Raw genomic sequence first — 22852 nt, 5'->3', positions numbered from 1 at the left:
GAGGCGCAAGCCCGGACCGCCGACGACCGACGACAGGTGAGGGGCGGCTGCCGAAGCAGCCGCCCCTCACCCCGTACGTCCTTCTCAGGCGGCCAGTCCCACCGCTTCCGTCGCCGGTGTGCGCAGCACCTTGCGGGCCGTCGCCAGACTCGTCCCCAGCGTCACCACCACGGCGACCGACACCACCGCGAGCCAGATGCCGAAGGCCTGACCCGGCAGCACCGAGTCGGTGCGCACCACGGTGAAGGGAACGATCCCCGCCAGTGCGGCGACCGTGCCGAAGAGGACTCCGGTGACCGTCAGGACCAGCGTCTCGGCCCCGACCACACCGAGCACCTGGTTCGGCGTCGCCCCCGCCAGCCGCTGCTGGCCGAACTCCCGGACGCGGTAAGTGGTCGCCGCGTACAGCGAGTTGACCAGCATCACGCAGACGAAGACCACGATGATCCCGACGACCGTGTAGTTCAGCGTCTCCAGGTTCTTCGCGTCCACCGTCTTCACCAGCCCCGAGGCCTCGATGGCGTCGCTCTCCACCGCCTGCATGGTGAGCGTGGCCGTGGCCATCGCCGTGAACAGGATCAGCGACATCAGGATCCCGGCGAGGTGCCCGGCCCGCTCCCGCAGATTGCGCACGGCCAGCCAGCCCGCCGCACCCGACAGGTGCAGCCGGTCCAGGACTCCCTCGAGGAGCCGCGGTGCCGTCATCGCGAGCCCCACCGACAGCAGGATCGCCCCGTACGCCGGCGGTGCCATCAGCGCCTCGTCCGTGCCGGAGAAGGCGAAGGTGGAGGTGGCCGACAGGGCGCCGACCACGAGAGCGGCGCAGGTGAGGAACGTCCGCGCCCGGCCGTGCCGTCGGCGCTGTCCCTTCGTCACCCGGCGTACCGCGAGGAACGCGGCGCCCCCGGCGGCGAGCAGTGTGATGCCGACTCCCGACATCAACGCGATCGGACCGAAGGCGTGGTCGACCGAGGCCGCCACCTGACCGTTGTCCTGGAACACGTCCAGCAGCGCCTGGCCGCCGAGCATCGCCGGGCCGATGGCCAGCGCGGCACCCACCAGGGCGACGGCCACCGCCTCACCGACCACCATCCGCTTGATCTGCGCCGGCGTCGCTCCCGAGCAGCGCAGCAGCTCCACCTCGGCCGCCCGCTGGCGCACGTTGACCGTGAGCGTGGAGGCCACCGCGAAGAAAACCAGCACAGAGCCGTACCCCCCGACCACGCTCGCCGCGGTCGTCAGCGTCTCCGCGCTCACCGAGTCGACGCCGCTTTGCGCCGCCGTATCGTGCATCGAGTTGAACGTCATGATGATCGCCGCGCCGAGGAAGGCGGACAGCAGCGTCGCGAGGAACCGTCCCGGGCGTTGCCGGATCGACCGCATGGCCAGTACGAACATGGCTCACACCCCCGCCGTCACGTCGTCGCCCAGGTGCGCGAGGCGCTCGGCCACCGCGTCCGCGGTCGGCGCGGTCAGCCCGCCGGCCAGCCGTCCGTCGGCGAGGAACAGCACCGAGTCGGCGTACGAGGCGGCGACCGGGTCGTGCGTCACCATCACCACGGTCCGCCCATGCACCCGCACCGCCTCCTGGAGCAGCCGCAGCACATCCCGCGCGCTGCGCGTGTCCAGGGCACCCGTCGGCTCGTCCGCGAAGATCACCCGGGGCTCCGCGACCAGCGCCCGGGCGATCGCGACCCGCTGCCGCTGACCGCCGGACAACTGGTCGGGACGGTGCCCGAGCCGGTCGCCGAGACCGACCTGGGTCAGGATCTCCCGGGCCCGCTTCCGGTCGACGCGCCGCCCGGCCAGCTTGAGCGGCAGCACCGTGTTCTGCGCGACGGTCAGCGTCTCCAGCAGGTTGTACTGCTGGAACACGAACCCGATCCGGCCCCGCCGGAACTTCGTCAGCTCGGCCTCGCCGCCGCCCGTCAGCTCGGTGCCGTCCACGACGACGATGCCGCTGTCGGGCCGGTCCAGCCCCGCCGCGCACTGCAACAGCGTCGACTTGCCGGAACCCGACGGGCCCATCACCGCGGTGAAGGTGCCCCGGCCCAGGCTGAGCGTGACGCCGTCCAGAGCGGTGACGGCGCTGTCGTCGCTGCCATAGGTCCTGGTGACCTTGACCAGCCGCAGCGCCTCGTCGGCGGGTCCCGTGTCGTGCGTGCGTCGCGAGCCTGTGCGAAACATCGTCATCACCTCTCGGTCCGGCACTCCGTGTGCCCTGACAGAGAAATTACGGAGATGTCGCGGGGACCACACTGGGCCCAGAACCCGTATCGGGGGGTGTACCCAGCGACACCCCGTACGGGTCACCCCAACGAGCCGACCCCCTGGCCCGCCGGTGCAATGGAGTCGTGACCGCGCCCCCGGACGACTGCCTCGCGCGCAACGAGTGGATCTGCGGCGAGTATCTGAGCACCCGCCGGCAGATCCTCCTCGACGCGGTCGCGCAGCACCTGGAACTCACCGCGGTCTCGGTGCTCATCGGCCTCGTCATCGCCCTGCCGCTCGCCGTGCTGGCGCGCCGCTGGGGCTGGGCGGCCGGTCCCGTCCTCGGCGCCACGACGATCCTCTACACGATCCCGTCCCTGGCGATGTTCTCCCTGCTCCTGCCCGTGTACGGACTCTCCGCCGGCCTGGTCGTGGCCGGCCTCGTCCTCTACTCGCTCACCCTGCTCGTACGGAACATCCTCGCCGGGCTGCGGGCCGTCCCCGAGGAGACCCGGCAGGCCGCCCGCGGCATGGGCTACGGCCCGGTCCGCCTCCTCCTCACCGTCGAACTACCGCTCGCCCTGCCCGCCGCGATGGCCGGCCTGCGCATCGCCGTGGTCTCCGCGGTGTCGCTGGTGACGGTGGGCGCGATCGTGGGCTTCGGCGGACTGGGGAACCTCATCTACGCCGGCATGAACACCTACTTCAAGGCACAGGTCCTCACCGCCTCCGTCCTGTGCGTCGTGATCGCCGTCGCGGCCGATGTGCTGCTCCTGGGCGTGCAGTGGCTGATCACCCCGTGGACGAGGGCGGCCCGCGGATGACCACCCTGACCGACGCCTGGGACTGGCTCACCGACTCAGCCCACTGGGCGGGCGACGACGGCATCTGGCACCGGCTGCTGCAACACCTCGTCCTCACCGTCGTCTGCCTGGTCATCAGCTGTCTCATCGCCCTCCCGGTGGCCCTCGTCCTCGGCCACCTCGGCAAGGGCGGCGCCCTGGCGGTCAACATCTCCAACATCGGCCGCGCGGTCCCCACGTTCGCCGTGCTGGTCCTTCTGCTGCTGACCCCCGTCGGGGACTGGGGGGAGGGCCCGACGGTCGTCGCCCTGGTGCTGTTCGCCCTCCCGCCCCTGCTCACCAACGCATACGTCGGAATGCGCGAGGTGGACCGCAGTGTCGTCCGGGCGGCCCGGGGGATGGGCATGACGGGGCGCCAGATGCTGTTGCAGGTGGAACTGCCCCTGGCGCTGCCCATGGTGCTGACCGGCGTGCGCATCGCCGCCGTCCAGCTCGTCGCGACGGCCACGATCGCCGCGCTGGCGGGCGGGGGAGGGCTGGGCCGGATCATCACGGCGGGCTTCAACCTCGCCAGTACGCCGCAGGTGGTGGCCGGAGCGGTGCTCGTCGCGGCGTTCGCGCTGATCGTGGAGGGCGTCTTCGAGATCGCCGAGCGACTGGCGCCCCGCTGGTCGAGGGGGACGCGATGAGGCGACGCGCGGCGACGGCCCTCGTCCTCCTGCTGACCGGCTGCTCCACGGGCCCCTCCCTGGAGACCAAGGGCGCGGTCACCGCCGCTCCCGGCGACAGCCACCAACTGACCGTCGGCTCCGCCGGGTTCACCGAGAGCGACCTCCTCGCCCAGATGTACGCGCTGCTGCTGGACCGGGCCGGGTACAAGACGTCGCTGCTCACCGTCGCCAACCGCGAACTGTACGAACCGGCCCTGGAATCCGGCCAGATCGACGTCGTACCCGAGTACGCGGCCACCTTCGCCGACTGGCTCAACGCCAAGACCAACGGCGCCGACGCGGCCCCGGTCGGCTCACCCGACCTCGACGCCACGATGACGGCCCTGCGCCGACTGGCCGCACCGCGCGGACTCACGGTCCTGGACGCGGGCAGGGCCGTCGACCAGAACGCCTTCGCCGTGAGCGCCGCCTACGCCCGGCAGCACGATCTGAAGACCCTGAGCGAGCTCGGCGCCTCGGGTCTGGAGGTGCGGCTCGCCGCCGGTGACGAGTGTGTCCAACGGCCCTACTGCGAACCGGGGTTGAAGAAGACCTACGGCATCGACATCACCGGCGTCGACCCCAAGGGCGTCGGCACCACCCAGGCCAAGAAGGCTGTGCAGAGCGGCCGGGACCAGATGGTGCTGACCACCACGACCGACGCCACCCTCACGGAATTCGGTCTGGTCCTCCTCGCCGACGACAAACACCTCCAGAACGCCGACTACGTCGTCCCCGTCGTCAACCGCTCCCGCGCCGGCAGCGAGGGGGTCACCAAGGCACTCGGCAAGCTGAACGACGTCCTGACGACGGCCGACCTGGCCTCCATGAACCAACAGGTGGACAGCTGGCGGCGGTTGGCGAAGGACGTGGCCAGGACATATCTGGAGGACAAGGGGCTGCTGAAGTGAGATGTCAGTGGGGCGCCGTACATTGCGGCCATGGGTGTCTATCTGGTCAGTGTCGACGCACGGGATTGGCGCGGTGACCACGAGGGTGGTTACGGCGAGATCGCCTCGGGGCTCGACGAGGAGTTGAGCAGGCGTGGTCTGCCGCCGTACCCGTTCGTTCCGCAGGAGAGCCACGCCCTTGAGTTCGGGGAGAAGCTGAGCCCTTCCATGGACGGATTCGTCGAGCTGTGCCGTGCGCATCTGACGCGCGACGAGGAGGAGACGCTCTGCGGCTGGTCGGTACTGGTGCCGGTGTCCCTGGACGAGGAGATACCGCTGCCGGTCGGCTCCGCCTACACGGACACGACCGTGGTCGCGGGAGCACCCCAGGTGCTGGCACTCGCCCAACGGCTGGCGTCGGCGATCGGACTGCCTCCCATGCTGCCCGTCATGAGCGGCAATCTCGGCCTGACCTCCTGGTTCCTGGACGGATCGGCGAAGGAGACGGTGGCCGCCCGTCCCGGACCATGGGGCCAGGACCTGGACGCCTCCTTCTACGTGGCGCTGTACCTCCGCGCCGCCCAGCACTCCCTGCGCCGCGGCTGCCCGATCGTCTACAGCTGACGTGACGGCTCCGTGACGACGGTGACCGTACTGGTGCGGTGGGGAGGCTTCCCGGGGCCCGGCCGAGCGGGTACACCCGGTTCATGGGGGACAACAACGGGGGAGACCGCCATCCGTGGTGGCGGGGAATGCGTGAATCGGTCGACGGGGCGGACACCGAGCTGTGGCCCGGGGGACTCGTCGACGTGGTGCCGGCCGGCTTCGACCGTGCCTACCTTGAGTTCGGTGATCTGTATCCCGAGCAGCAGCTCCAGCTGCAACTGCTCTACGGGGCCTCGCAGCGCGCCTTCGAACACCGGACGAGGGTGTCGGCGCGCGTGACCGTGGTGCGGGTGCTCGGCAACGCGCTGACGGACCCGCGGCTCGGTGACCAGAAGCCCAACGAACATCTGGCGGAGTACCTCGACCAGGAGATCGCCGACCTGAGGGGCCGGCTGGCGCAGGACAGCGCGACGGCCGTCAGCCGGGGCCTCAACATCGGCCTCGGTCTGGGCTCCGCCCTCAGCCTGCTGCTGCTCGCCGCACCGCTGCTGTGGGGCGTGGGTCTGCTCGGGGCGATGGGCGTGACGCTCAACTGCACCAACCGCTGGAGCCTGCTGGGTGCCGTCGTGTGCGGAGGGGTCGGCGCGTTCGGCGCGGTGCTCAGCGTCCTCGTACGGCTGCGGGGCAGCGCCGACCAGCTCGCGCGCCGGCAGACCAACGGGCGCGAGGGCGTGGTCGTCCCCGGCCAGATGGCCCGCAGCATGCGCCACGAGGGCCTCTACCGGGTCTTCGTCGGCTGGGTCCTGGCGCTGGCCGTCTACTTCCTGTTCAGCGGAGGCATCGTGCCGGTCTTCCAGCCGCCCGCCACGGCGGCCGAGATCTGCCCGGCCCCGGGCAGCTCCGGCTCCGCCGTCAAGGGCACCGACTTCTGGGGCTTCTGGTGCGCCATCGGCTTCGTGGCGGGCTTCAACGAACGCTGGGCCTTCGGCATCCTGGGCCGCGACGCGACCCGCCGACCGGGCAAGGGCTCGTGAGCTACGCGTCCAGCTCGTAGTCGAACCACACCCGGTGCGTGCCGTCCTCGTCGACCGTCATGCCGCCGGACCCGGTGATCCCGCTCAGTGCGCCCGTGCTGCTGCCCGGGACCACGACGAAGAACTCGTTCTGCCGGCCCGTGCCCAGGGTCGTCGCGGAGTGCGCGAAATTGAACGCGCCCGCCCGCCCGTTCAGCGAGCCCTCGAAGGACTCCATCGCCACATACGTGCCGACCCCGGACGCCTGGTCGTACGCGGCGGTGAACAGGGTCGCCGACCGCCCGGCGACCTCCCCCTCGTACTCCTTCTCCATGGTGGCGACCCCGACGGGCACGGCCGTCTCGATCGCCGGGGCCGGTACCGAGGCAGGCGTGAAGTCCGCGACTTTGAAGGTTCCCGAAGCTCTCATCCCGCGAGCGTAGAGCGCCCCACTGACAACAGCGCACGGTCCGCGCCCCTGCGGAGGCCCGCAGGGCCCTTCAGGGGCGCGGGGAACTGCGCGACCAGCCACAACGAACCCGCAGACGACGGACAACCAGCACGGCGCACCCACCAGCACGGCGCACCCACCATCACGGCGCACCCGGCGGAGCGCCTACGCGTCGGCCACCGAGTCGAACCGCACCTGATCCCGCGCCACCCCGAGCGCGTCCGCGTCCACCGACCTCCGCAGCGCCTCGTGCAGCTTCGCCGGAGTCAGCACCCCAAGGAAACGCGCCCCGTCCAGTACCGCGACCCACCCCGCGTCGTGCTGGAGCATCACGCCGAACGCCTGCTTCAGCGGCGCGCCCACCGGCACCCAGGCGTTCATCCGGTGCGCGCGGTCGCCCACCGTGCCGCCCGCCCCGAGGTCGTCGACGCCGACCCAGCCGTGCAGTTCGCCCTGGTCGTCCAGGACGACGGCCCAGCGCGCCCCCTCCGCTCCCAGCCGAGCCGCCGCGGTCCCGGCCGGTTCGTCCGGGCGGGCCAGCGGCGGCTGTTCCAGGTCGGCGGCCTCGATGTCGGTGACCGAGAGCCGCTTCAGCCCACGGTCCGCGCCCACGAACTCGGCCACGTACGGCGTCGCCGGCGCCCCGAGAACCGTCCCGGGCGTGTCGAACTGCTCGATCCGGCCCTGCCCGTACACGGCGATCCGGTCGCCGAGGCGCACCGCCTCCTCGATGTCGTGCGTGACCAGCAGTACCGTCTTGCGCACCGCGGCCTGCATCCGCAGGAACTCGTCCTGCAACTGCTCCCGCACCACCGGGTCGACCGCGCCGAACGGTTCGTCCATCAGCAGCACCGGCGGATCGGCGGCCAGCGCCCGCGCCACGCCGACCCGCTGCCGCTGTCCGCCGGACAACTGGTCGGGATAGCGCGGTCCGTAGCGCTTCGGGTCCAGGCCCACCAGATCGAGGAGCTCTGCGGCGCGCGCCCGCGCCTTCGCTCTTTTCCAGCCGATCAGCGCCGGCACGGTCGCCGTGTTGTCGAGGACCGTGCGGTGCGGGAAGAGCCCGACCTGCTGGATGACGTACCCGATCCGGCGCCGCAGCCGTACCGGGTCGACAGCGGCGATGTCGTCGCCGTTCACGAGGATCCGTCCCGAGGTCGGTTCGATCAGCCGGTTGACCATCATCATGGTGGTCGTCTTGCCGCAGCCGGACGGGCCCACGAGCGTGACGAGTTCACCCTCGGACACCTCGAAACTCAGGTCGTCCACGGCCGTCGTACCGTCCGGATACCGCTTGCTGACCTGCTCGAACCGGATCATGCACTCACGCTAACGGCGCGCGTCGCACACCGCCTTCCCGTGAGGTCCCACCGGCTGGCGTGGTCCGGGAAGTGGATGTTCACCTCGGCCGAGGCCCGCGCCGATCTGCCCGCGCGGCCCGGCGGGTGTCACACCGACGGCCCGCCACGGCTGGCCCGGACTCCCACCGCGTCCGACACTCGAGGTTCCCTCCGGTGAACCGGCGACCGAGGAGGCCGATGAGCACGCAGGACTCCGAGCGTCCGCCCCTCCCGGGCGGACCCGGCGCCCATGCCGCGGCGACCGTCTCCCGGCACCGGCGCGGGTCCCGCCCACCCGGCTCCGGCCGCTCGTGACGCAGCCCCTGCGCGCCCGGCGCGCACAGCAGCCGAGGCAGTCAACGGGCCCGGCGCGCCCGCAGCCACGGCGCCGCACTCCTGATGGTGACCGCGGGGGCACTTCTGGGCCGGCTCCTGCCCCGCTGGGAACGGCACCGGCCCGCGGACGGCCTGGGCTTCGACGCGTCCACGGCCCGGGCGACTCTCGCCGCGGTCGCCGGAGGCATGATCACGCTCGTCGGCTTCGTCGTCACGGCCATCGCCCTCGTCGTCCAGACCGTCACCGGCGTCTCGAATCCGCAGGCTGTACGACGACTGCGGGCCCTGCTCGACCGGTTGGCGGCCGCCGCACCCGCCGACCGGAGGGAACCCGTCGTCGAGCGCCGCGATGCCCTGGACCGGTTGACCTTCGGCATGCCGACCGATCCCGTGCTGAGCCGGGTGGCGGCCCGGGCGGACCGGCAGGGGCTCGGCGGAGCGGCCGCCGGGGAGACTCTCGATGACTGACCTTTCTTCTCACCCTGCGCATGATCGGGAGGCGGCATGGCGTGGACCGAGCGACTGGAACGATTGCGTACCGGCGCCGAACGACGCTTTCCCGTCATCACCGACCTGACGGGCCGACTGCTGTCCGGGAATCTGCTGGACGCCGGAACCAGGCTGGCCGCACAGGCGTTCCTCGCCGCCGTGCCGCTGCTGCTCGCCATCGCCGCGTTCACCCCGCAGAGCGTGCGCGACCAGCTCGGCGAGTCATTGCGCGCCATGTTCGGTCTGACGGGCCGGTCCGGCCGGGAACTGGATCAGCTCCTCGGCGGCACCACCGACCCGGGCTTCCGTGAGACCGGTGGTGCCATCGGCGTGGCGGTGGCGTTGATCTCCGCGACCAGCTTCAGCCGTGCCATGGCCCGGGTCTGCGAGCGCGCGTGGCGACTGCCGAGGGCCCGCACCCGTATCGCCGCGTGGCGCTGGGTGGCGTGGCTGCTCGCGATGACGCTCGTGGTCCTCATACAGGGCCCGGTCCGCGACGGTTTCGGCGTCGGCCTCTGGCTCGGCACGCCGCTGCTGTTCCTGATGGGTACGGGCGTATGGCTCTGGACGCAGCGTCTGCTGCTGGCCGCCCGGGTGCCCTGGCTGGCGCTGCTGCCCGGCGCCGTCCTGGCCGCGGCCGCGACGACCGCGCTCGGGCTGACCGCCCGGCTCTACATGCCCACCGCGCTGAACCGGGCCCTCGGCACGTACGGCTCCCTGGGGCTGGTCCTGGTCATGCTGTCCTGGTTGATCGTCCTGTGCGCCGCGATCACCTTCGCGGTGACCATCGGCGCGGTACTGGCCGAGTCACCGCCTCTCGACCGGTACCTGACGGCGGGGGACTCCGGCGGGTCCGACGCGCGCACGGAGCCCGGGCGGACCGGCCGGTGAGGTTCCCGCGACGACCGGGCGCTCAGCCCACCAGTACGACCTCCAGGGTGCGCGGACCGTGCACGCCCTCGACCCGGTCCAGCTCGATGTCACTGGTCGCCGAAGGACCGGAGATCCAGGTCGACGGGCGGGTCGGGTCGAGGCGTTCGAGAGCCTGGGGCACGGAGGAGACGACCTGCTCCGGGACCCGTACGACACAGATGTGGTGGTCGGGGACGAGGGTGATGCGGCGGCGGCCCTGGTCGGGGGAGCCGTCCAGCACGATCGTGCCGGTCTCGGCGACGGCCACCGCGCACGCCGTGACGACACTGTCGATCCGGTCCAGTTCGTGAGGGGTGCTCTCGATCCGGTCCGGCACTTGCTCCGCCGGGGTCTCGGCGAGCCAGGACGGTTCGAGACCCGGCGGCACGAGCACCGTCCTCGCGCCCCGCGCGGCCAGCATCCCGGCGATCGTCACGGCCAGTTCGTCGGCGCTGCAACGGTGCACGATCGCACGGTAGTCGGCGAGGTTCTCGGCCAGCAGATCGACGGTCTGCGTGACGCTCCGGTCACCGTGCTCGCGCAGATAGCCCCGCGAGACTGCCTGGTCGTACGGCGTGTCGTCCTGCGGCACATCCGCCAGCGCGCGCCGCACCCGGCCCAGGATCCGTTCCCTGCTGCTCACTTCGTACCGCCCTTTCCACCGTTCGTCCGCTGCCACCAGTCCCGGAACGGCTCGGCCGGCAGCGGCGGCAGATCCCGGGTGCCGCTCCACGCCTTGCCGGGACCCGGCAGCTTGCGCGGGTGGAGGCGGCGGGTACGGGAGGCCAGGCGCTGGCCGGTGCGCAGGGCGCCGGGGTGGGCGAAGGCCCAGCGGGCCGCCCGCATGGCCGCCCGCTCGGCGGCATGTCCCTTGGCCGGCTTGAGCACGACCTTGTTGCCCTCGCGGACGACCGGGCCGCCCTCCACGATCCGTTCCCGCAGATGCACGAGCACCTCGGGGATGTCGATGGCGACCGGGCACACCTCGTAGCAGGCCCCGCACAGCGAGGACGCGTACGGCAGCGAGGCGTCGATCTCGCTCTGTGTGCCCCTCAGCTGAGGGCTGAGGATGGCGCCGATCGGGCCCGGGTAGACCGAGCCGTAGGCGTGCCCGCCGGCCCGCTCGTAGACCGGGCAGACGTTCAGGCACGCCGAGCAGCGGATGCAGCGCAGCGCCTGGCGGCCGACCTCGTCGGCGAGGGTGTCGGTGCGGCCGTTGTCGATCAGGACCAGGTGGAAGGCGCGCGGACCGTCCTCGTCCGACGTGCCGGTCCACATCGAGGTGTACGGGTTCATGCGCTCGGCCGTCGACGAACGGGGGAGTGTCTGCAGGAAGACCTCCAGGTCCTGCCAGGTCGGCAGGATCTTCTCGATGCCGACGACCGAGATCAGCGTCTCGGGCAGGGTCAGACACATCCGTCCGTTGCCCTCGGACTCCACGACCACCAGCGTGCCGGTCTCGGCGATCATGAAGTTGGCGCCGGAGACACCGACCTTGGCACGCAGGAACTTCTCGCGGAGGTGGAGGCGGGCGGCTTCGGCGAGTTCGGCGGGCGTGTCGGTGAGGCCCTCGGGCGCCGGACGCCCCCACTCGCTCATCTCGCGCGTGAAGATGTCCCGGATCTCGCCCCGGTTGCGGTGGATCGCCGGAACGAGGATGTGCGAGGGCCGGTCCTTGCCCAACTGCACGATGAGCTCGGCGAGATCGGTCTCGTAGGCGCGGATCCCCTCCTCCTCCAGGGCCTCGTTGAGCCCGATCTCCTGCGTGGCCATCGACTTGACCTTGACCACCTCCGACTCCCCGGTCTCCTTGACCAGCCGGGTCACGATCCGGTTGGCCTCGTCGGCGTCGGCGGCCCAGTGGACGATGCCGCCCGCGGCCGTCACCGACTCCTCCAACTGCACGAGGTACCGGTCGAGATGACGGAGCGTATGGTCCTTGATGCGCTTGCCCGCCTCGCGCAGCTCCGCCCAGTCGGAGACCTCCGCGACGGCCTTCTCGCGCTTGCCGCGGATGGTGTGCGTGGCGTGCCGCAGATTGCCGCGCAGGGTCTGGTTGCCGACGGCCTCGTGCGCGGCCACGGGGAAGGCCGGCATCCCTACGAACGTTCCGCTCATGCCGCCGACTCCTCCTCTGTGCCCGCCAGGATCTCCGCGATGTGCACCGGCCGCATGTCCGTGCTCAGCCGGGCCATGGTGCCGCCGATGTGCATCAGACAGGAGTTGTCGGCCGCGCACAGCACGTCGGCGCCGGTCGACTCGGCGTTGCGCACCTTGTCGGCGCCCATCGCCGCCGAGACATCGGCGTTCTTCAGTGCGAAGGTGCCGCCGAACCCACAGCACTCGTCCGCACCCGGCAGCTCCACCAGCTCCAGACCCTTCACGGCCTGGAGCAGCCGCCGGGGCCGGTCGCCCAGCCCCAGGCTGCGCAGCCCGTGGCAGGTCGGGTGGTAGGTCACCTTGTGCGGGTAGTAGGCGCCGACGTCCGTGACCCCGAGGACGTCCACCAGGAACTCCGTGAGCTCGTACGTCTTCGGGACCACGGGGGCCAGCGTGGTCGCGAGGCCGTCCCCGCGCCCCTCGGCCCGGGCCCGCTCACCCATCCGCGGATACAACTCGCGCACCATCGCCCCGCACGATCCGGACGGCGTCACGATCGCCTCGTACTCCCCGAAGACATCGGAGAAATGCCGGGCCATCGGCTCCGCCTCATGGCGGTAGCCGGTGTTGTAGTGCGCCTGTCCGCAGCAGGTCTGGGCCATCGGGAAGTCGACCTCGACGCCCAGCCTGGTCAGCAGTTTCACCACGGCGCGCCCGGTGTCCGGATAGAGCGTGTCGTTGACACAGGTCAGGAACAGGGCGACACGCATCGCGGCTCCTTGGGGTTGATCATCGGATGAGTGAAGCGTAGTGCGGCTGGGGGGTTCGGGGGAGACCCCCGCTCACCGGTCGGCGAGCCGGGCTTCCGCCTTGCGCCACGGTGCGGTGTCCCCCTGGGGCTCGTACCGGGTCAATGGCTGCGTACGGGTGAGCAGCCGCCGTCCCTCCGCGAGGTCCCCGACGAGCCTGTGGGCCCGGGCCTGGACCAGGACGTTCCCGAGGGCCGCCGCCTCCGTCGGGCCCGCGACCACCGGCAGCCCGCAGGCGTCGGCGGTCAGCTGGCACAGCAGCGCGTTGCGGGTACCGCCGCCCACGACGTGCACGACGTCGACCGGATGCCCGGCGAGCCGCTGTGCGTCGGCGATCGCCCTGCGGTGGGCGAGGGCCAGCGAGTCGAGGATGCAGCGCGTGATCTCGGCGGGGGAGGCGGGCACTGGCTGCCCCGAGGCGCGGCACGCCTCGGCGATCCGCTCCGGCATCCGCCCCGGCGCCAGGAACGCCGCGTCCCCCGCGTCCACGACCGACCGCAGCGCCGGCACCTTCGCCGCGTCGAGGAGCAGCGCCCCCAACTCCGGCTCGCCCCAGGCCCGTACGCACTCCTGGAGCAGCCACAGCCCCATGATGTTCCGCAGATACCGGACCGTGCCGTCCAGCCCCAGCTCGTTGGTGAAGTTGGCGGCCCGGCTCTCCTCGGTCAGTACGGGCGCGTCCAGTTCGAGGCCCGCCAGCGACCAGGTGCCGGTGCAGATGTAGGCGAACCGCTCGCCCCCGGCCGGTACGGCGGCCACCGCGGACGCGGTGTCGTGCGAACCGACAGCCGTCACCGGCACGGGCCCGGTGAGCCCGGTCTCCTCCAGCACCTCGGGCCGCAGCACACCGGCCGGATCGCCGGGCTGCCGCAGCGGCGCGAAGAGGTCCAGGTCGATCCCGAGCCGTGCGGCGATGTCGTACGACCACGCGCGCGTCCGGGGATCGATCAGCTGGGTCGTCGAGGCGTTGGTGAGCTCGGTGCCCTGCTCGCCGGTCAGCCAGTACGTGAGGAGGTCCGGGATGAGCAACAGCCGCTCGGCCTGCGTCAGTTGAGCCGACGAGCGGGCCGCCGTGAGCTGGTACAGCGTGTTGAAGGGCGCGTACTGCAACCCGGTGGCCGCGTACAACTCCTCGGCCGGCACGGTCGCCCAGACCTTCTCGGCGACGCCGTCGGTCCGGGAGTCCCGGTAGTGCACGGGGTTGCCGAGCAGCGCCCCGTCCGTGTCGAGGAGCCCGTAGTCCACGGCCCAGCTGTCGATACCGACGGAGTCGACCTGCCCCGCCGTCCGGAGTCCGTCCAGGACACCGCCGTACAGCGAGAGAATGTCCCAGCGCAGCCCTTCCGGGGTGCGCACGGGCCGGTTCGGGAAGCGGTGCGCCTCGGCCAGCTCCAGGCTGTCCGGCCCGACGCGGCCGACCATGACACGTCCGCTGGACGCGCCGAGGTCGACCGCGGCGTACGACTTCACGCCCGTCACCGCAGGAAGGCGGCCGCGACGCCGGCGTCGACCGGGATGTGCAGACCGGTGGTGTGGGTCAACTCCCCGCCGGTGAGGGCGAAGACGGCGTTGGCGACATGCTCGGGCAGCACCTCGCGCTTGAGGATGGTCCGCTGCGCGTAGAACTCGCCCAGCTTCTCCTCCTCCACGCCGTACACGGCGGCGCGCTGCGCACCCCAGCCGGCGGCGAAGATCCCGGAACCACGCACCACACCGTCCGGGTTGATCCCGTTGACCCGGATGCCGTGCTCGCCCAGCTCGGCGGCGAGGAGCCGCACCTGGTGGGCCTGGTCGGCCTTGGTGGCGGAGTAGGCGATGTTGTTGGGGCCGGCGAAGACGGCGTTCTTGGAGGCGATGTAGACGATGTCGCCGCCCAGCTCCTGCGCGATCATCACCCGGGCGGCCTCGCGCGAGACGAGGAACGAACCCCGGGCCATGATGTCGTGCTGGAGGTCCCAGTCCTTGGCCGACGTCTCCAGGAGCGGCTTGGAGATGGAGATCCCGGCGTTGTTGACGACGAGATCCACCCCGCCGAAGGCGAGCGCGGCGGCCTTGAAGGCCTCGGCGATCTGCTCCTCGGAGGTCACGTCCACGGTCACGGCGACGGCCTTGTCGGGGCCACCGAGCTCCTCGGCGACCGCGGCGGCGTTGTCACCGTTGAGGTCGGCGATGACCACACAGGCGCCTTCGGAGACGAGCCGATGCGCGATCGCCTTGCCGATCCCGCTGCCCGCACCCGTCACCAGCGCGACCCGCGTCGCGAGCGGCTTGGGCTTCGGCATCCGCTGAAGCTTGGCCTCCTCCAGCGCCCAGTACTCGATACGGAACTTCTCGGACTCCTCGATGGGCGCGTACGTAGAAACGGCCTCCGCGCCGCGCATCACGTTGATGGCGTTGACGTAGAACTCTCCGGCCACCCGCGCGGTCTGCTTGTCCTTGCCGAAGGAGAACATGCCCACGCCCGGGATCAGCACGATCGCCGGGTCCGCGCCGCGCATCGCGGGGGAGTCGGGCAGGGCGTTCCGCTCGTAATAGGCGGCGTACTCCTCGCGGTAGGTGGCGTGCAGCTCCTTCAGCCGGGCGACGGCCTCGTCCAGCGGCGCGGCCGGCGGCAGGTCGAGCACGAGCGGCGCCACCTTGGTCCGCAGGAAGTGGTCCGGGCAGGACGTTCCGAGCGCGGCGAGCCGGGGGTGCTCGGCGGAGGCCAGGAAGTCGAGCACCACGTCGGAGTCGGTGAAGTGCCCGACCTGCGGCTTGTCCTGAGAGGCGAGGGCACGCACATACGGCGCCAGGGCGGCGGCCCGCTCGCGCCGCGCCGAAGCCTCCAGCGCGCCGTAGCCCTCGATCACCGGACCGAAGGGCTCGGCCTTGCCACGCTCCTCCAGGAACGCCTCAGCGGTCCGGATGATGTGCAGCGAGTTCCGCTCGCACTCCTCGGAGGTGTCCCCCCAGGCGGTGATCCCGTGCCCGCCGAGAATGCACCCGATCGCCTGCGGATTGGCCTCCTTGACCGCGGCGATGTCCAGCCCGAGCTGGAACCCGGGCCGGCGCCACGGCACCCACACCACGGTGTCCCCGAAACACTCGGCGGTCAGCTTCTCCCCGTCGGCGGCACAGGCGAGCGCGATCCCGGAGTCGGGATGCAGATGATCGACATGCGCGGCCTCCACGAGTCCGTGCATGGCGGTGTCGATGGACGGAGCCGCCCCGCCCTTGCCGTGCAGGCAGTAGTCGAACGCGGCGACCATCTCGTCCTCGCGCTCGACGCCGGGATACACATCCACCAGCGCCCGCATCCGGTCCAGCCGCAGCACGGCCAGCCCGCCCTCGGTCAGCGTCCCGAGGTCCCCACCGGATCCCTTGACCCACATCAGCTCCACATCACCCCCGGTGACGGGATCGGTGTCGGTGCCCTTCGCGGACGCGTTGCCCCCGGCGTAGTTGGTGTTGCGGGGATCAGCACCGAGCCGGTGGGACCGGGCCAGCAGGGCGGCAGCTTCGGGATGGGTTGCCATGACTTTCAGTCCTTCTGAAGAAAGGGGAAGTGGAGACACCTAGGGGCGCGGGGAACTGCGCGACCAGCCACACCCGGCCCGCACCCCGCAGACGACAGAACCCGCCAGACGCTTACGCGCCCCAACCGGCCTGCTCCCCACCGACACGCTCAGCAACGATCTTCTCGGCCCACCCGGACCGGGCGTACGCGGCGATGGGATCCGCGTCCAACCCCATCTCCTCACGCACCTCACGCAGCAGCGGACGCACGTCCGTGTTGTACGCGTCCATCACCACGGCATTCGCACCGAGGACATCACCAGAGGCCTGCGCATCGGCCAGAGCGACGCGGTCGACCAGCAGCGCCTTGGCCGTTGCTTCCTGCACATTCATCACCGAACGGATGATCGCCGGAATCTTCGCCTCGATGTTGTGGCACTGATCGAGCATGAACGCCACGTCCGGCGTGAACCCGCCGCCACGGATCACCTCGTACATGATCCGGAACAGCTGGAACGGATCAGCCGCACCCACCATGAGGTCGTCATCCGCGTAGAACCGGGAATTGAAGTCGAACGCGCCGAGCTTCCCCTCCCTGAGCAGCGTCGCGACGATGAACTCGATGTTGGTCCCGGGAGCGTGGTGCCCGGTGTCGACCACGACCTGCGCCTGGGGCCCCAGCTTCAGGCAGTGGGCGTACGCCGTCCCCCAGTCCGGCACGTCGGTGGTGTAGAAGGCCGGCTCGAAGAACTTGTACTCCAGCAGCATCCGCTGCCCGTCCCCGAGCCGCTCGTACACCTCGGCGAGGCCCTCGGCCAGCCGGTCCTGGCGGGCCCGGATGTCGTCCTGCCCGGGATAGTTCGTACCGTCGGCGAACCACAGCTTCAGATCGGCGGAGCCGGTGGCGTCCATGATGTCGACGCACTCCAGCAGGTGATCCACCGCCTTGCGCCGCACCGCGGCCTCGGGGTGGCAGATGCTGCCGAGCTTGTAGTCGTCGTCCTGGAAGGTGTTGGAGTTGATCGCGCCGAGCTGCACGCCGCGGTCCTCCGCGTGCTTGGCCAGCGCCGCGTAGTCGTCGACCTTGTCCCACGGAATGTGCAGGGCGACGGTGGGTGCGACGCCCGTGAGGGCGTGCACCTGGGCGGCGTCGTCCAGCTTCTCCTGCGGCGTACGCGGAACACCCTGTTGTGCGAACACCTTGAAGCGGGTTCCCGAGTTCCCGTACGCCCACGACGGCGTCTCGACTGCCTGTGTCTTGAGCGCGGCCTTCACCGCGGCGAGCTCGGTCACTTCGGGGCTCCTGTGACGTCGGGTCGGAGCGTTCTTGAAAGGTTCCAAGAAACGTTCCGAGAGAGCTTCTGTATGAAACGATTCAAGAGGGGAAGTTATGAGCCGCCCGCAGAGGTGTCAACCCCTGCGACCAAGGCTGTTGCTCGTGACCCGGCTGTGACCTATGGGCATCGAAAGTTTTTCGACACGAACCCATTGACGTGACATGCACTGCATGCCTAACGTCCCGGCAACCAAGTTGAAACCTTTCACGACGCCGTGAGGCAGGGCCCGGGCGTCGTCGAGGAGCCCCTCATGACCCACCCGTCCGACGCGGGTCCCGCCCCGGTGCTGGCGCTCAAGGACATCTCGAAGTCCTTCGGCGCCGTGCGCGCCCTGCGGGATGTGTCCCTGGAGCTGTTCCCCGGCGAAGTGCACGCACTCGCCGGCGAGAACGGCGCGGGCAAGTCGACCCTCATCAAGACCCTCGCGGGGGTGCACCGACCGGACGCCGGTCAGGTGCTGCTCGACGGCGCGCCCGTCGTCTTCCACGGCCCCGGCGACGCCCGCGACGCCGGCATCGCCGTGATCTACCAGGAGCCCACCCTCTTCCCCGACCTCTCGATCGCCGAGAACATCTTCATGGGCCGCCAGCCCCGGCGCGCTCTCGGCCGCATCGACCACAAGGCCACCCACGCGGCGACAGCCGCCCTCATGCAGCGGCTCGGCGTCGAACTCGACCCCGACCGCCCCGCGCGCGGCCTGTCCATCGCGGACCAGCAGATCGTGGAGATCGCCAAGGCGCTCTCCTTCGACGCCCGCGTCCTGATCATGGACGAACCGACCGCGGCCCTGACCGGCAGCGAGGTCGCCCGGCTCTTCGGCGTCGTCCGCACCCTGCGCGAACAGGGCGCCGCGGTGCTGTTCATCTCCCACCGGCTCGAGGAGATCTTCCAGATCTGCCGGCGGGTCACCACACTCCGCGACGGCGCCTGGATCGCCAGCGAGCCGATCGAAGGCATGACCGAGGACGACCTGGTCCGCCGGATGGTCGGCCGCGACCTCGACGAGCTCTACCCCAAGCAGGACGTCGAGGCGGGCGAGGTGGCGCTCAGCGTGCGCCGGCTGACTCGCGAGGGCGTCTTCACCGACGTCTCCTTCGAGGTGCGGCGCGGTGAGATCGTCGGCCTCGCCGGACTGGTCGGCGCCGGCCGCACCGAGGTCGCCCGGGCCGTCTTCGGCATCGACCGCTGGGACGCGGGGGAGGTCGACGTCGACGGCAAGGCCCTGACGAACGGCGCCCCCTCCACCGCCATGGCCTCCGGGCTCGCGCTCGTCCCCGAGGACCGGCGCGCCCAGGGCCTGGTGATGGACATGTCCATCGAGCGCAACATCGGCCTCACCGGACTCCGTACGACCGTGAAGGCCGGACTGATGGACCGCGGCGCCGAGCGCAGCCGCTCCCTCGACTGGGCGGTCAAGCTCCAGGTGAAGTACGCCCGCATCGCCGACACGGTCAACACCCTGTCCGGCGGCAACCAGCAGAAGGTCGTCCTCGCCAAGTGGCTGGCCACCGGCCCCAAGGTGCTGATCGTCGACGAGCCCACCCGCGGCATCGACGTCGGCACCAAGGCTGAGGTGCACCGGCTGCTCAGCGAGCTCGCCGCCGACGGAGTGGCCGTCCTGATGATCTCCTCCGACCTGCCCGAGATCCTCGGCATGGCCGACCGCGTGCTGGTGATGCACGAGGGCCGGCTCACCGCCGAGATCCCGCGCTCCGAAGCCACCGAGGAAACCGTGATGGCCGCAGCCACGGGGAGGGCCGCCGCATGACGGTGACCACCACCGACAAGACCCCCGTCGCCGAGGTGCCCAAGTCCAGCGGCACCCGACTGGTCGACCGTGTCTTCAAGATGCGCGAACTCGCCATCCTGGTCGTCTTCCTGGTGATGATCGGCGTCACCCAGGCCGGCAACAGCGAGTTCCTGTCCGAGCAGGGCATCAAGGACCTCCTGCTCAACGCGACCATCCTGGTGCTGGTCGCCACCGGACAGTCGCTCGTCGTCATCACCCGCAACGTCGACCTGTCCGTCGGCTCCACCCTCGGCATCAGCGCCTTCGCCGCCGGTACGTATCTCCAGGGCGGCGGCAACTCCGTCGTGGCGATCGCGCTCGCGGTCCTGCTCGGCATCGGCTGCGGACTGGTCAACGGACTGCTCGTCAGCCTCGGTCAGGTGCCCGCGCTCGTCGTCACCCTCGGCACCCTCTACATCATCCGCGGCATCGACTCCATCTGGGTCGGCTCACGTCAGATCACTGCGGCCAATCTTCCGGACGGATTCATCGACTTCGGCTCCGGCGGCATCTCGGCGGTGCCCTACCTGGCGCTCATCGCGCTGGCGGTGCTGGTGGCCACCGCGTACTACCTCAAGCACTTCGGCAGCGGCCGCGAGCTGTACGCCCTCGGCTCCAACCCCGAGGCCGCCCGGCTCGCCGGCATCCCCGTCCGCAAGCGGATCCTCGCCGCCTACACCTTCTGCGGGGCCCTCGCCGGACTCGCCGGCGCGATGTACCTGGCCCGGTTCGGCAACGTCGACTCCGGCACCGGCAACGGTTACGAACTCACCGTCGTCAGCGCGGTCGTGGTCGGCGGCGTCGTCTTCACCGGCGGCTCCGGCAGCGTCTACGGAGCCGCCCTCGGCGCCCTGCTGCTGACCTCCATCAACAGCGTGCTGCCCGCCCTCGGCGTCAGCTCCGTGTGGGTGCTCGCCATCAACGGCATCCTGCTCATCCTCGCCATCGCGGTCGACCGGGTCGTCGCGCTGCGCGTGGCCTCGGCCCTGAAGAAGAGGAACGCCCGCCATGCCTGAGTCCCTCAGCCGCGCGATCCGGTGGGACACGATCGTCGGCGCCGTCCTGATCGTCGTGCTCCTGCTGTCCTTCGGCACGGTCGACGGTTTCGGAAACGCCTTCAACCTGTCGTTCCTGATCGGCAGCACCCTGCCGATCGCCCTGATCGCCCTGCCGATGACCCTCCTGGTCGTCTCGGGCGAGATCGATCTCTCGGTCGCCTCCACCGCCGGTCTCTCCGGCGCCGTGATGGGCGCCCTGTGGAACCAGGGCATGACGATCGAGACGATCATCCCGATCTGCCTCCTGCTCGGCGTGGTCTGCGGCCTCGTCAACGGCCTGCTCGTCACCCGGCTCGGGCTGCCCTCCCTCGCCGTCACCATCGGCACCCTCGCCGCCTACCGGGGCATCGCACAGATCGTGCTCGGCTCCGACGCGGTGACCGACTTCCCCACCCAGTACCTGGACTTCGCGTCCGGACGCATCGGGGACACCTTCATCCCGTACGCCTTCCTGCCCTTCATCGTGTTCCTCGCGATCGCCGTGGTCGTCCTGCACGCCACGCCGTTCGGGCGGTCCACGTTCGCGATCGGTGCGAGCGAGGAGGCCGCGCGGTTCGCCGGCATCCGGGTCAGGCGGCAGAAGCTGATCCTGTTCACGGTGACCGGGCTGATGGCCTCGCTCACCGGGATCTTCTGGGCGTTCCACTACGCGAGCGCCCGCTATGACAACGCGACCGGGCTCGAACTGTCCGTCATCGCGGCGGTGCTGCTCGGCGGCATCGACTTCGACGGCGGGAAGGGGACGCTGGGCGGCGCGATCGGCGGGGTCTTCCTGCTCGGGGCCCTGCAGAACGTGATGAGCCTCCAGGACGTCTCCGCGCAGTCGCAGATCGTCGTCACGGGAGTCCTGCTGGTGCTGTCGGTGCTCGGGCCGCGAGTCGCCAGGCAGATCGCAGTGGCCAGGGCACAAAGGCTCACGTTGTAGGCCGACTTGAAGCTGCCGGCCCGTCGTGGCTGGTCGCGCCCGCGCGGCGGTAGCCGCACATGCAACACAGCCCCGCGCCCCCAAGGGCGTTTCCGCTCACCCTCGTCAAAAGGAAACCGTCATGCGCAAGACTTCCCTCCGCCGTAGCTGTGCGGCCCTCGCCGCCGGAACCTCCCTCGCCCTGGCCCTGACCGCCTGTGGCGGAACCACCAAGAAGGACGTCGCGGACGAGGGTGCCTCGGCCGCCTCCACCGCCAAGGCGGACCCGAACGCGGCCACCAAGAAGGGCCTGACCGTCGGCTTCCTGCCCAAGCAGGTCAACAACCCCTACTTCACCTCCGCCGACAAGGGCGGCGAGGCGGCCCTGAAGGAGCTGGGCTCCAGCTACAAGGAGGTCGGCCCCTCCAACGCCACCGACACCGCCGGGCAGGTGAGCTACGTCAACACGCTCACCCAGCAGCAGGTCGACGCGATGGCCATCTCCGCGCAGGACCCGGGCGCCCTGTGCACCGCGACCAAGCAGGCCATGAAGAACGACATCAAGGTCGTCACCTACGACTCCGACACCAAGGCCGACTGCCGCAACGCCTTCGTCTCGCAGGCCTCCGCCGAGGACCTCGGCCGCACCGAGGTGCAGCTGCTCGCCGAACAGATCGACTACAAGGGCGAGATCGCGATCCTGTCCGCCGCGCAGACGGCGACGAACCAGAACACCTGGATCGACTTCATGAAGGACGAGCTGAAGGACCCCAAGTACAAGGACATCAAGCTCGTCAAGACCGCGTACGGCAACGACGACGCCCAACAGTCCTTCCAGCAGACCCAGGGCCTGCTCCAGGAGTACCCGAACCTGAAGGGGATCATCTCCCCGACCACCGTCGGCATCAAGGCCGCGGCCCAGTACCTCTCGGGCTCCAAGTACAAGGGCAAGGTCAAGCTGACCGGCCTCGGCACCCCCAACGACATGCGCAAGTACGTCAAGAACGGCACCGTCGAGGCGTTCGAGCTGTGGGACCCCTCGAAGCTCGGCGCGCTGGCCGCGCAGACCGCCGTGGCGCTGGTCTCGGGCCAGATCACCGGTAAGGAAGGCGAGACCTTCAAGGCCGGCGGCACCAGCTACACCATCGGCAAGGACGGCGTGATCAACCTCGGCAAGCCGACCGTGTTCAACGCCGAGAACATCGACCAGTTCAACTTCTAGTCCCCTCTGTCCCGCTGGGAGCTGGTACTTCATGCAGCGCGTCTGTTTCCTGCTCAAGGTCCGTCAGGACAAGCTCGCCGAGTACCGCGAACGGCACGCCGCCGTGTGGCCGGACATGCTCGACGCACTCTCGGCCACCGGCTGGCACAACTACTCCCTCTTCCTCAGGGACGACGGCCTGCTGGTCGGCTACCTGGAGACCGAGGACTTCCAGGCCGCCCTCGACGGCATGGCGGCCGCCGAGGTCAACGCCCGCTGGCAGGCGGAGATGGCCCCGTTCTTCGAATCCCTCGACGGATCCCGCCCCGACGAGGCGATGAAACCGCTCACCGAAGTGTTCCACCTCGCCTGATCCCACCCGTGCTTCCCGCTCGCCG

The 22852-nt window shown here is 70.5% G+C and carries 22 protein-coding genes; 12 read left to right on the top strand and 10 right to left on the bottom strand.

Annotated features, from left to right (window positions below):
• Positions 1-84: 84 nt before the first annotated feature.
• Together ACIOHP_RS41420 and ACIOHP_RS41415 are read right to left on the bottom strand one after the other, a co-directional pair.
• A complete protein-coding gene (locus ACIOHP_RS41420) occupies positions 85-1398 on the bottom strand; it encodes an FtsX-like permease family protein (RefSeq protein ID WP_401895585.1) in 1314 nt (437 codons plus the stop codon).
• A 3-nt stretch (positions 1399-1401) separates the two neighbouring features.
• Positions 1402-2187, bottom strand: a complete 786-nt coding sequence (locus ACIOHP_RS41415; protein WP_401895583.1) for an ABC transporter ATP-binding protein — start codon at positions 2185-2187, stop codon at positions 1402-1404.
• Positions 2188-2354: 167 nt separating this feature from the next.
• On the opposite strand from ACIOHP_RS41415, the gene ACIOHP_RS41410 reads away from it, so the two are divergent.
• From ACIOHP_RS41410 to ACIOHP_RS41390, 5 genes are all read left to right on the top strand, one after another.
• Positions 2355-3035, top strand: coding sequence for an ABC transporter permease (locus tag ACIOHP_RS41410; protein WP_401895582.1), 681 nt, complete (start codon positions 2355-2357; stop codon positions 3033-3035).
• Positions 3032-3703: an ABC transporter permease gene (locus tag ACIOHP_RS41405; protein ID WP_401895580.1), complete on the top strand. Its 672-nt coding sequence runs from the start codon at positions 3032-3034 to the stop codon at positions 3701-3703. The genes ACIOHP_RS41410 and ACIOHP_RS41405 overlap by 4 nt, the downstream gene beginning before the upstream one ends.
• The gene (locus tag ACIOHP_RS41400; RefSeq protein WP_401895578.1) at positions 3700-4635 is read left to right on the top strand and encodes an ABC transporter substrate-binding protein; all 936 of its coding nucleotides are present in this window, start codon (positions 3700-3702) and stop codon (positions 4633-4635) included. The genes ACIOHP_RS41405 and ACIOHP_RS41400 overlap by 4 nt, the downstream gene beginning before the upstream one ends.
• Before the next feature lie 30 nt (positions 4636-4665).
• Complete coding sequence (locus ACIOHP_RS41395) at positions 4666-5238, top strand: hypothetical protein (protein WP_401895575.1); 573 nt, start codon at positions 4666-4668, stop codon at positions 5236-5238.
• Positions 5239-5366: 128 nt separating this feature from the next.
• Complete coding sequence (locus ACIOHP_RS41390) at positions 5367-6254, top strand: hypothetical protein (RefSeq protein ID WP_401895573.1); 888 nt, start codon at positions 5367-5369, stop codon at positions 6252-6254.
• A 1-nt stretch (position 6255) separates the two neighbouring features.
• Here the strand turns inward: ACIOHP_RS41390 and ACIOHP_RS41385 are convergent, their stop codons facing one another.
• Entirely contained in the window at positions 6256-6663 is a 408-nt protein-coding gene (locus ACIOHP_RS41385) for a DUF3224 domain-containing protein (RefSeq protein WP_401895570.1), read from the bottom strand.
• Between the two features lie 186 nt (positions 6664-6849).
• Positions 6850-8004, bottom strand: coding sequence for a betaine/proline/choline family ABC transporter ATP-binding protein (locus ACIOHP_RS41380; RefSeq protein ID WP_361549817.1), 1155 nt, complete (start codon positions 8002-8004; stop codon positions 6850-6852).
• A gap of 419 nt (positions 8005-8423) precedes the next feature.
• Between ACIOHP_RS41380 and ACIOHP_RS41375 the strand changes: the two genes are divergently transcribed.
• Both ACIOHP_RS41375 and ACIOHP_RS41370 read left to right on the top strand, forming a co-directional pair.
• Entirely contained in the window at positions 8424-8828 is a 405-nt protein-coding gene (locus tag ACIOHP_RS41375; RefSeq protein ID WP_401895567.1) for a hypothetical protein, read from the top strand.
• 36 nt (positions 8829-8864) lie between these two features.
• The gene (locus tag ACIOHP_RS41370) at positions 8865-9740 is read left to right on the top strand and encodes a YhjD/YihY/BrkB family envelope integrity protein (protein WP_401895565.1); all 876 of its coding nucleotides are present in this window, start codon (positions 8865-8867) and stop codon (positions 9738-9740) included.
• Positions 9741-9762: 22 nt separating this feature from the next.
• Here the strand turns inward: ACIOHP_RS41370 and ACIOHP_RS41365 are convergent, their stop codons facing one another.
• From ACIOHP_RS41365 to rhaI, 6 genes are all read right to left on the bottom strand, one after another.
• A complete protein-coding gene (locus ACIOHP_RS41365; RefSeq protein ID WP_401895564.1) occupies positions 9763-10404 on the bottom strand; it encodes a lactate utilization protein C in 642 nt (213 codons plus the stop codon).
• A complete protein-coding gene (locus ACIOHP_RS41360) occupies positions 10401-11879 on the bottom strand; it encodes a LutB/LldF family L-lactate oxidation iron-sulfur protein (RefSeq protein WP_401895562.1) in 1479 nt (492 codons plus the stop codon). Before ACIOHP_RS41360 ends, ACIOHP_RS41365 begins: the two co-directional genes overlap by 4 nt.
• Complete coding sequence (locus tag ACIOHP_RS41355; RefSeq protein WP_401895560.1) at positions 11876-12631, bottom strand: (Fe-S)-binding protein; 756 nt, start codon at positions 12629-12631, stop codon at positions 11876-11878. Before ACIOHP_RS41355 ends, ACIOHP_RS41360 begins: the two co-directional genes overlap by 4 nt.
• 72 nt (positions 12632-12703) lie before the next feature.
• Positions 12704-14140: a rhamnulokinase family protein gene (locus ACIOHP_RS41350; RefSeq protein ID WP_401895559.1), complete on the bottom strand. Its 1437-nt coding sequence runs from the start codon at positions 14138-14140 to the stop codon at positions 12704-12706.
• Positions 14141-14145: 5 nt separating this feature from the next.
• On the bottom strand, positions 14146-16185 hold the full coding sequence (locus ACIOHP_RS41345) for a bifunctional aldolase/short-chain dehydrogenase (RefSeq protein ID WP_401895556.1): 2040 nt from the start codon (positions 16183-16185) through the stop codon (positions 14146-14148).
• A gap of 112 nt (positions 16186-16297) precedes the next feature.
• Positions 16298-17458: an L-rhamnose isomerase gene (gene rhaI / locus ACIOHP_RS41340; RefSeq protein ID WP_401895553.1), complete on the bottom strand. Its 1161-nt coding sequence runs from the start codon at positions 17456-17458 to the stop codon at positions 16298-16300.
• 294 nt (positions 17459-17752) lie between these two features.
• Between rhaI and ACIOHP_RS41335 the strand changes: the two genes are divergently transcribed.
• The 5 genes from ACIOHP_RS41335 to ACIOHP_RS41315 all read left to right on the top strand — a co-directional run bounded on the left by ACIOHP_RS41335 (position 17753) and on the right by ACIOHP_RS41315 (position 22827).
• On the top strand, positions 17753-19270 hold the full coding sequence (locus tag ACIOHP_RS41335) for a sugar ABC transporter ATP-binding protein (RefSeq protein WP_361549835.1): 1518 nt from the start codon (positions 17753-17755) through the stop codon (positions 19268-19270).
• Positions 19267-20307 carry an ABC transporter permease gene (locus ACIOHP_RS41330; protein ID WP_267014140.1) on the top strand — a complete coding sequence of 347 codons (1041 nt, stop codon included), beginning with the start codon at positions 19267-19269 and terminating at the stop codon, positions 20305-20307. The genes ACIOHP_RS41335 and ACIOHP_RS41330 overlap by 4 nt, the downstream gene beginning before the upstream one ends.
• The gene (locus tag ACIOHP_RS41325; protein ID WP_401895550.1) at positions 20300-21274 is read left to right on the top strand and encodes an ABC transporter permease; all 975 of its coding nucleotides are present in this window, start codon (positions 20300-20302) and stop codon (positions 21272-21274) included. The genes ACIOHP_RS41330 and ACIOHP_RS41325 overlap by 8 nt, the downstream gene beginning before the upstream one ends.
• 121 nt (positions 21275-21395) lie before the next feature.
• Entirely contained in the window at positions 21396-22475 is a 1080-nt protein-coding gene (gene rhaS, locus ACIOHP_RS41320; protein WP_401895549.1) for a rhamnose ABC transporter substrate-binding protein, read from the top strand.
• Positions 22476-22506: 31 nt separating this feature from the next.
• A complete protein-coding gene (locus ACIOHP_RS41315; protein ID WP_401895547.1) occupies positions 22507-22827 on the top strand; it encodes an L-rhamnose mutarotase in 321 nt (106 codons plus the stop codon).
• The last annotated feature ends 25 nt before the right edge of the window (positions 22828-22852 follow it).

Source organism: Streptomyces sp. NPDC087859 (assembly GCF_044742595.1).
Lineage (GTDB): Bacteria > Actinomycetota > Actinomycetes > Streptomycetales > Streptomycetaceae > Streptomyces > Streptomyces canus_F.
Note: the sequence above shows the minus strand (reverse complement) of the source record. Positions and strands in the feature narration are given on the sequence as shown.